Source organism: Corynebacterium sp. DNF00584, assembly GCF_001552965.1.
Lineage (GTDB): Bacteria > Actinomycetota > Actinomycetes > Mycobacteriales > Mycobacteriaceae > Corynebacterium > Corynebacterium phoceense.
This window is the reverse complement of the sequence record NZ_KQ959765.1, coordinates 158,273-167,062: the sequence shown is the minus strand read 5'-3', so window position 1 is coordinate 167,062 and position 8,790 is coordinate 158,273. Positions and strand designations below refer to the sequence as shown.

The 8,790-nt window shown below is 60.8% G+C and carries 9 protein-coding genes and 1 pseudogene; 2 read left to right on the top strand and 8 right to left on the bottom strand.

Going from position 1 to position 8,790, the window contains the following annotated elements; translation table 11 throughout:
* Window positions 1–1,221: 1,221 nt before the first annotated feature.
* The 4 genes from HMPREF0307_RS10755 to HMPREF0307_RS10740 all read right to left on the bottom strand — a co-directional run bounded on the left by HMPREF0307_RS10755 (window position 1,222) and on the right by HMPREF0307_RS10740 (window position 5,269).
* Window positions 1,222–2,661 (bottom strand): ABC-2 family transporter permease, encoded by a 1,440-nt coding sequence (locus HMPREF0307_RS10755; protein ID WP_066492847.1) that lies wholly within the window; start codon window positions 2,659–2,661, stop codon window positions 1,222–1,224.
* Window positions 2,658–3,362 (bottom strand): ATP-binding cassette domain-containing protein, encoded by a 705-nt coding sequence (locus tag HMPREF0307_RS10750; protein ID WP_066492846.1) that lies wholly within the window; start codon window positions 3,360–3,362, stop codon window positions 2,658–2,660. Before HMPREF0307_RS10750 ends, HMPREF0307_RS10755 begins: the two co-directional genes overlap by 4 nt.
* A gap of 75 nt (window positions 3,363–3,437) precedes the next feature.
* Window positions 3,438–4,100 (bottom strand): response regulator, encoded by a 663-nt coding sequence (locus HMPREF0307_RS10745; RefSeq protein WP_066492843.1) that lies wholly within the window; start codon window positions 4,098–4,100, stop codon window positions 3,438–3,440.
* Window positions 4,097–5,269, bottom strand: coding sequence for a sensor histidine kinase (locus HMPREF0307_RS10740; RefSeq protein ID WP_066492842.1), 1,173 nt, complete (start codon window positions 5,267–5,269; stop codon window positions 4,097–4,099). The genes HMPREF0307_RS10745 and HMPREF0307_RS10740 overlap by 4 nt, the downstream gene beginning before the upstream one ends.
* 50 nt (window positions 5,270–5,319) lie before the next feature.
* Here HMPREF0307_RS10740 and HMPREF0307_RS13475 point away from each other — a divergent pair, with 50 nt between their 5' ends.
* A complete protein-coding gene (locus HMPREF0307_RS13475) occupies window positions 5,320–5,442 on the top strand; it encodes a hypothetical protein (RefSeq protein ID WP_255356883.1) in 123 nt (40 codons plus the stop codon).
* Window positions 5,443–5,460: 18 nt separating this feature from the next.
* On the opposite strand, the pseudogene HMPREF0307_RS13390 reads toward HMPREF0307_RS13475, so the two are convergent.
* The 4 genes and pseudogenes from HMPREF0307_RS13390 to HMPREF0307_RS13030 all read right to left on the bottom strand — a co-directional run.
* Window positions 5,461–5,505, bottom strand: a pseudogene (locus HMPREF0307_RS13390) (hypothetical protein); the annotation flags it as partial.
* 355 nt (window positions 5,506–5,860) lie between these two features.
* Window positions 5,861–6,460, bottom strand: a complete 600-nt coding sequence (locus HMPREF0307_RS13035) for a hypothetical protein (RefSeq protein ID WP_156435935.1) — start codon at window positions 6,458–6,460, stop codon at window positions 5,861–5,863.
* Window positions 6,427–7,569 carry a hypothetical protein gene (locus HMPREF0307_RS10730; protein WP_066492837.1) on the bottom strand — a complete coding sequence of 381 codons (1,143 nt, stop codon included), beginning with the start codon at window positions 7,567–7,569 and terminating at the stop codon, window positions 6,427–6,429. Before HMPREF0307_RS10730 ends, HMPREF0307_RS13035 begins: the two co-directional genes overlap by 34 nt.
* 128 nt (window positions 7,570–7,697) lie before the next feature.
* A complete protein-coding gene (locus HMPREF0307_RS13030) occupies window positions 7,698–7,853 on the bottom strand; it encodes a hypothetical protein (RefSeq protein ID WP_156435934.1) in 156 nt (51 codons plus the stop codon).
* 414 nt (window positions 7,854–8,267) lie between these two features.
* On the opposite strand from HMPREF0307_RS13030, the gene HMPREF0307_RS10725 reads away from it, so the two are divergent.
* Window positions 8,268–8,790 (top strand): IS6 family transposase (locus HMPREF0307_RS10725; protein WP_066492835.1); only part of this gene is annotated, 523 nt, incomplete at its 3' end.

Here is an 8,790-nt window from a genome sequence, read left to right as displayed (position 1 = left end):
CCACTACGTGTCCACGATTTGCGGGCAACCCCAGGCATGACAAGATAGACGCATCTCCATTCATGTAACTTGCAGTGAATTGATTGGATTCTTTCGCCCAACGTTTTGCAGAACGTCGGCGACCACAGGGCGCGATCTTGCAGGATCGGGCCCTGATTGTGTTTCGGATTTGTCCGATAATTGCTATTAGGTCGTCATCCCCCTTTGGCCCCATGCGGAACTTCCGTTTCACGGTCGAGCACATCAAGCTCTCGCAGCCAACGCGTCATAATTCGCGACATTGAACAGCCGATCTCTGCCGACTCAGAAGCCAGTCGTTGGACAATTGGTGCAGGGAGCATCAGCTCAACACGAACGCATTCGTTCGCGGAGACTACGCGTGTTTTCCTCCGGCCAAAATGAGGAGGCGGGATTTCCATGAAACGAACTCCTTCTACACCATCTGAATAACGATCTGCCGATCATTTTCCGGTTTCCCGGCAACGGCAATCGCTTGCCGCACACGTTCACGATGGTTGATCCCGTTACGGGGTGGTTAGTCCCAGGGTCGCTTCACGTAAAAGCCAGTAAGTACAAGGACTCCAAGCTGACTAAACCTTGAAAGTCACTATGCATACTACCGGATGGAACCGGCGCTCGCATAAAAAATCAGGAAAAAATCACAATGAAGTGTTTTCCCAGATAGTGCAATAATAAATCCGCAGATTTGCGGTGCAATATGCACCAAAATTCTTGAAACAGCAGCTTCAATGACTAGTAAATACAGCTACGAGCCAGACATCGAAAATCGATCTGCAACAATTAACGATCCCAACTGATGTTGAAAATCTCGCCTACATTCGTCGACCTCTGTCCGGATAAGGCCTTCGCTCTGCACAAGAAAGGCGCCAATTTTGCTCACCCCACAAATCGTTCTCCCGTGCGTTGCACACAGAGGTGGTGTCTCACACGATAGATAGGAACTAAACCCAGGACGCTTCAAACCCAATCGTTGGCATCAATCTTCACCACCAACGACTCACAACAGGTTGACAAATACCGAAATCGTGAATTCTTGCCCTTCCGTTCATACCCTAGAGCGCCGCCCCCGGGATCGGATCCACATGCTCGTTAGTGAATGCGTGTTAGTCGAGAAGAGCCGCACCACTCCTCGGCAGTTAATCGACTGACTAGCATTTACTAACGAGCATTTGTTATATCGCGCCGAAGGCTTCGCCCAGCTCACCCGACGCGCCGGCCGAGCGCCCGCTCCGCCCGCCAGTGCAGGAGAACCGCCAGCACTCCCCCAAGAGCCAGCGCCGTGCCCAGGCGCCCCGCCCCCTCCGCCGTCACGGGCCAGGAGGGCAGCGCGACGATCCACAGTGGAGTCTGCGCCAGGACATCCCCGCCGAGGGTGACGGAGAAGATTGCCAGGACCACCACCGTTGCGACGGCGGCCGCGGCCCCGGTGCGCAGCAGCACCAGAAACGACAGGAGGAGGACCACGTAGCCCACGAGGGCGGCGACGAGGAACCGGCGCGCTTCGTCGACAAGCGTGCCTCCCGCGGCGAGTCCGAACAAGCTGGCGGCGAAGCACACGGCGAGGGCGCACAGCAAGCACCACAGCAGCAAGACCCGCGCGCTGCGCGCATACTCCACGCGCATCACGGCCCACGCCCCCTCCACCTGAGGCCACACCAGCACCGGCAGCAGCCCCGCGCCAAGCGGCAGGACCACGAAGGAAAACAAGCCGTGCACGTACGAGGCCGGGTAGATCAGACAGGTCAGGCCCATCGCCACCACCGACAATGCCACGCATCCTGCCAGGGCCGGGGTGAGCCCCGCGCTGGTCATCGCCCGCAACGGGCGCGGCCGCCCCGACCCGCGGCGGGCGACGGCGGGCGCGGGGACAGCGGCGGAAACGGCGCTTTTCGCTTCTCGACGCCCCCGCCCCCGCCCCGTCCATCCGGGGGTGAACACCGCGGCCGCCGCACCGACCGCCGCCAGCGCAATACATAGCCCGAGCGCCAGCCAGGGCTTTTCGGCGGCCAGAGGCGACCCCGGCTCGAGGGGCACCGCGTTCTGGTGCACCCCCAGCACCGGCAGCACCAGCCGGACGGGCCAGGACATGGGCCACACCCACCAGTGCTCGCCCTCCGCGAAGGGCTTCAGCGTCCCCACGATCTGCCACACGAAGAACACCGCGACGGCCACGATGAGGTTGCTCACCCGCGCCAGCGCGGCCCCCAGTCCGGCGAGGCCGATCGCCCCGGCGAAGGCCAGCGCCCCGAGCAGCAGGATTGTCCCGCTCCCGGGTCGGGACACGGTAAGCAGCCACGTGCCGCCGAAGTTGAGCACATGGAACACGGCCAGGCTGAGCAGCACGACCGCCAGGCGCGCGGCACGCTGGCGACGCATACTCACCGGCTGCCACTGCGTCCCCCCGCAACGGGCCTTCTTTTCCCGCGCCTCGGCCACAGCTCCGAAAAGCGCGGCCAGCGGCGCAGCCATCCCTGTGAGGTAGATGGCCTGCCACATCAGCACGCCCACGGCATCTTCGCGCGGGTCGGTCACGCTGGCGAGGGCGTAGGTGACCAGGACGAGGGGCACCGCCAGCAGCGGCAGCCACTGCAACGCCGACCCGCGCGCCCGGAGCAGCTCCGCAGAAAGGTACCGGCTCATGCTTCCTCCCCCGCGGCAGTGAGGCGGAAGAACTCGGTCTCCAGGTCGCCGGTAGGGGCCAGCTCACCCAGCGGCCCGAAGTAGCGCACGTCGCCTCCCGCCAGGATGGTGGCGTCGTCGGCGAGGTGCACCACCTCGCCGAGCTGGTGCGAGCTGACAAGCACGGTACTTCCCCGGCGTGCCCAGTCCCGCAGCAGGCCGCGCAGCTCGGTGATGCCCTGGGGGTCGAGCCCGTTCTGCGGTTCGTCCAGCACCAGGATCTCCGGGTCTCCCAGGATGGCTTGAGCGAGGGCCAGGCGCGCTTTCATTCCCGTCGAGAAGCTGCGGGTCTTCTTCGTGCCGGCGTCCGTCAGCCCGACCACGGCGAGTGCGCGGTCCGCTTCGGCGTCCGGCAGTCCAAGCAGGCGCGTGTGCACCAGCAGGTTCCGACGCGCCGAAAGGTGGGCGTAGTAGGCCGGGCCGTTGACGGAGGCGCCGATGTGGCGCAGCGACGCCCGGGTGCGGGGTTTGTCTCCGACGAGCACCTGGCCCGCGTCCTCGGGGATGAGGCCGAGGAGGATCGAGATGAGGGTGGATTTGCCCGCGCCGTTGCGGCCGAGCAGGGCGTGGACGCGGCCCTGCGCCACATCGAAGCTGACCGAGTCGAGAACGCGCTGGGCGCCAAAGCTCTTGGATACTCCGCGGAAGGAAATGCTGTTCATACCTGGGAGTCTTCCACGCGACGGACGCCGGCGGATCCGCCCCGGAGACGAAATCCCACGCCGCGGACTCCTCCCCTAGGAGGAGGCGCCTGCTCGCTGCGCAATGAGCACGAGCGCGACCCGGTCCCGGGCATGCAGCTTGGCCAAAAGCGAGGAGATGTGCGTCTTCACCGTCGTCTCCGCGACGCACAGCTGCTGCGCGATCTCGGCGTTCGTGGCGCCTTCGGCAACGAGCAGCAGCACGTCCATCTCGCGCGGGGTGACCAGGCTCAGCCCCTGGCGTTGCTGCGGGGACAGCTCCCCACCCGAGCTCAGCGCCGCCCGGTAGGCGGCGAGGACGTGCCCGGTGACCCGGCTGGCCAGCACCGACTCTCCCCTGGCGACACTGCGCACGGCGGAGACGAGCACCTCAGGGTCGGCGTCCTTGAGCAGGAACCCGTGCACCCCGGCCGCGAGCGCAGCCTCGACGAGCTCGGGGTCGTCAAAGGTGGTCAGCATGATGACCCGCACATCGGGGTGCGCCGCCATGATCGCCTTCGCCGCGGCGATCCCGTCGATGACGGGCATGCGGATGTCCAGCACGGCTACGTCGACAATGTGGCGCCCGGCTGCCGCGATCGCCTCGGCGCCGTCGGCGGCCCGGGAGACAACCTTGATGCCGGGCGCCGCGTTGAGGATGGTGGAGAGGGCCTCGGCGAGCATGACCTGGTCGTCGGCAAGCAGGACGCGGGTGTTCATCTGTCACTCCTCAAGGGTAGTTCGGCGTGAACGCGGAATAACTCGGGCGTGCCCCCGGCGCTCAGCGTGCCGCCGAGGGAGCGGGCCCGCTCCTCCAGGCCGACCAGCCCGGCTCCCCCGCCCCGCGTCGCCTGCGGTGTTCCCCGGGACGTGATGTCCAGCACCAGGGCCTCGCCGGGCTCGAGCTCCACCACGACGCTACTGCCCGAACCCTGGTGGCGCAGCACGTTCGTCAGGGCCTCCGTCACGATCCGCGCCGCCGCCAGGCCCACCAGCGACGACACCTCGGGCAGCTCGCGCGGCAGCTTCTCCTCGACAGTCAACCCGGCGGCCCGGAAACCCTCCAGGATTCCTGGGATGTCCCAGAGGGTGCGTGAAGGCTGCAGGTCGGCGTCCCCCGCCCCGCGCAGCGCGCGCACGATACCGCGGACCTCGGCCAGAGCCCGGTCAGATGTCGAACGGATGGTCTCGAGCGCCTCCACCGCAGCCCGGGCATCGCCTCTCGACGCCACAATGCCCGCGCTGGCCTGCACTTTCATCAGGGTGAGAGAGTGCGCGAGGACGTCGTGAAGCTCGCGCGCGATGAGCAGCTTCTCCTCCTCCTGCGCCGCGTGCAGGCGACCCAGCTTTTCCGCCTCCTCCGCGCGCCGCCGCAGCATCGCCCCGTGCCCGCGCACGCCCGCGACGTACATCAGCGCGAGGAGCAGCCAGTGGATCGCCGCCAGGTACGTTGCATCGGCCGCGCCCACGTAGCGCAACTCCAGGTTGTCCAGCAGCCGCCACATCACGGGCGAGGCGAAGGTGCCCGCAAACATGACAGCCGTGATGAACCGCGGAACCCGCCGGTCCTCGCAGTAGCGCGACGTGGCATAGACCGCCATCGGGGCCGCCACGAGCCACGGCGAGATACCCGAGTTCAGCGGCAGCTCCAGAAACCACGTCCCCGCCCACGCGGCCAGGCACGCGGTGAACCCCGCCGCGCTGAGCACCGGGCGGGAGCGCCACACCCAGAAAAACGGCACAAAGCACCACGACACCACCGCTTGCAGCACCGCAACGCTTGTCGACGTCTCCCCCGGCCCCATGGAATACAGCACCGCCAGGATCGCAGCGAAGCCGGCGAGGACGCGGTCACCGGGCAGCGAGGCGCGCCACCAGTTCTTCAGCATGCCGGCAATCGTACGTGGCGCACCCCGCTGCGCTGGGTAGCGTGAAGGCCATGAGCCTCCGCCGCATCTCCGTTGTCCTCTTCCCCGACGTCGAGCTTCTTGATGTGGCCGGCTCCGTGGAACTCCTCGCTCGAGTCGAGGGACTCGACAATCGTGTGCAGATCCACCAGTGAGCGGGCGAGACGATCCATGCTCTTGACAATGAGCTGGTCGCCCTTTCGCAGATACCGCAGCACTTCCTCCAACTGGGGGCGGTGCCGGATCGAACCGCTGACCTTCTCCTTGTAAATCTGGGACGCCCCCGGCCGCAAGGAGCTGATCAAGTTGGCGGTCCAGATTCTGCTCCAAGGAGCTCACCCGGGCGTAACCGACTTTCTGCCCCAGAACCACGTCTTGATGTTCATTGATGTCTAGAGGCAGTGACGGTTCTGTTCTGTTAGACATAATCTAACCCTACCGAACAGGGAAAAGTTGTAATTCAAAAACGTTCACTTAGGGTGTACGCAAACAGACAGTTTTTGGGTTTACAGATTTGTACTTGAGCGAAGACGTGAGGGGCGGGATTCCTCCGAGGCGATGGCTGTATGCGGGTTAATCATCGCAAGATTCCAGACAGTAAGGTTGTTTTCCGCTGGCTCTTTTCTTCTGTTCGGCCCTTTGTGCTTCTTTCGCTTCAATATAATTGTTCCACGCGTAGACACCATTAACGTCACGAACCATCTGTAAAGACATCAACCCCAGCGTGATGACTCCAGCTATCGCGATTGAGCTGGAAGTGGTTGCGATTATTGAATAAATCGAGCGATCGAAAATCGAGCGATCGATCAGCAATGAATAAATTTGTTCTTTTACTGCAGGTGCGACCACAGCGAAGAGCATGAGCGAAAAAGCGAGTACAGATCCACGAAGCGCAATATTTACGGCTCGGTTTATTACCTCTACCCAGGGATCTTCAACTTGTAAATAGCGATGTTTTCTTCTAGTGATAGTGCTTCGCCAGGATGTTAAGACGCCAAACACTCCCAGCAATCCGGCCGAATATAGGCCGAGCGCGCTTGCGATTGTTCCGAAATCAGTAGCCCGGGCGCCGAGAAACATTAGAACCAAAAAGCTCAGAACGGCGATGATTACCGCAAGCGTTTTCCCGGAACGCGGAACTACTGGCTTTTCGGGAAGCTTGCTTCGGACCATGATTTTTCCTCGCTATCGACCCAGTCAACCATTTCGTTCACATCCGGAACATCGAGGGCTATCCCCGCAGGAATTATAAGTTTTTTTACCTTTGCTAGCGTGGTCTCGTAGTAGGGGTTGTTGGTTGGATTTCCCGTGTTCTCGAACTTGTAGTTGAAAAGGTCGGAGAATTTTCCGGGAACTAGGGTTACGTTCCCTTCATCGCTACGAACCTGTGCTTTCATGCTGTCGAAGTCTAGATTTGTTTTTTCTAAGTGGCCTTGGTCAAGATTAAGTGTCTCGAGAGACTGCTCAATAATCTTTTCCTCACCTTGATCTCCCGAAATCATTTCGATTATCTCTCGCATCGTTCGTTGTTCTTTCACCTTAATTACTAGTTCCTTCTCTATTTTTCTGTTTGAGCTGTCCGTTTGGGTGAAAACAGTGTCCATCGAACTAATGCTGTCGATAATTTCTTGAAGCTGGTCGGGATCGGCGACACGTTTAGCTTCAACTCTTAGAGCTCTAGGCACCCTGCCTCTGGCCTCCGTTTTTGTAATCTCCTTGCCGTCTTCATCCTTAATGGTTTTTGTTTCGTCGATGTCCTGCAAGCGTTCATTGCGCTGCTTTTGCGATAAATGGTTTATCCAAGAGATCAATAGGCTTATGGGGTCGCGTCGCCCGATCGTCTCTGCCACGATCATTCCCTTGGCTCCGGATCGTGGGAAAAATATGTCGACCCGACGAGGAGCTTCAGTGGAATGTTCCCTTACGGAGTAGTCATCTTCGTTGTCGGATATTCCTACCGCTAGGTCGTGAAGTCCGACATCTCCGAGCGCGATATTGGCGTGAATCGCACTGAGTTCAGAGGAGTAGGTGACCCCTCTGACTCTGAGTGTTGTTTTAGTGTTCTGGTACCCGTCGCTCTCATCCAGGATGAGATCATCCGTTTGGGTCGAAACACTCGAAGAGCGCTGAGGCTTGGCTACTCTAGTTTCTCTGGACACAAGGTTTACAGCCTCGAGAAGAAGGGCACGGTGCTCTTCGATGTCTTGATGCAAGGCGTCTTTGCGTTGGCTCCTGGATTCAAATAGTTCAAATGTGTAAACGCGATATCCCCACGAAGTCACTGCAACTCCTTTCAGGTCGAAGCTCAAGGGTTTTCGATTGTGGTGCTTATCTGGAATTAGCCTACGGAACGGCTGTGAAGTTCTTCCACCTTGAGGTCCTCTAGGAACTTTTCGTCCTGGTCTACTTCCTAATTCAGATCTGCAGAGTAGTTGCGGTTGACTCGGAGTTCTGGGGTGACGGTCCAAATCGACACGCCAGGAGAGTTCTCGTAGAGAGCGACGGCGTCGCGCCTGAACTCTGCAGAATAGGCCTTGCTGGCAGCACCCACTACGACGGCTCCCACGGTAAAAAATGGCGAGCTTGTCATAGTGATTGGCCAGGCCGTGCCACTGCCTGGCCAGGACAAACGCCCGCCCGGCAACATTGCGGCCCCTGTAGGCGTGGGGAAGATCCCGCCACGAGATTCTGGCGTGGTAGCGGTAGATGACGCCTTCGACGACCAACCGACTATTGCGAAACAGTCGGCTTCATCGGCCATCGCTGCTGGGGAAGGAGCCCTTCGGGAAGGCCGAGGTTGCTGGTGAAGTTAGAGAGAGGTTGATGGCCCCCTCGCTGAGTCAACAAGGTCGTGTCCTGAGTCATAGGTTTCGATCATACAATCCCTGACACAAACGAATCCCCGTGACCAGGGTTTACTCTGAAAGGTGCTGTTGCAAAGTTGGGGCAGTAGGAAGAGCGACGTGAAATAATCACAGCCATGGGCATCTTCTCCGGTCGTCATTTCCCCCGTGAAATCATCCTGTGGGCGGTCCGGTGGTACTGCCGCTACGGGCTCAGGTACCGCGATCTGGAAGAAATGATGACCGAACGCGGCGTACCGGTCGATCACAGCACCATCTACCGCTGGGTCCAGAAATATGCTCCTGAGCTGGACAAGCAGACCCGGTGGTACCGACAAGTCCCGGATTGGCAGGCCCGGTCCTGGCGGGTGGACGAGACCTATATCCGGGGCGGCGGCAGGTGGTGCTACCTCTATCGGGCCATCACCGCGGGCGGGCATACCCTGGATTTTTACCTGTCCCCAAAGCGTAACGTCGCCGCAGCGAAGCGTTTCCTGGCCAAGACCCTGAGGTCGAACACGATAACCGGGTTCCCGCGGGTGATCAACACCGATAAAGCACCCTCCCTGGCCAGGGCAATCGCCGAGTTGAAGTCAGAGGGAATCTGCCCGCAGACCGTGGAACACCGGCAGGTGAAATACCTCAACAACATCCTGGAAG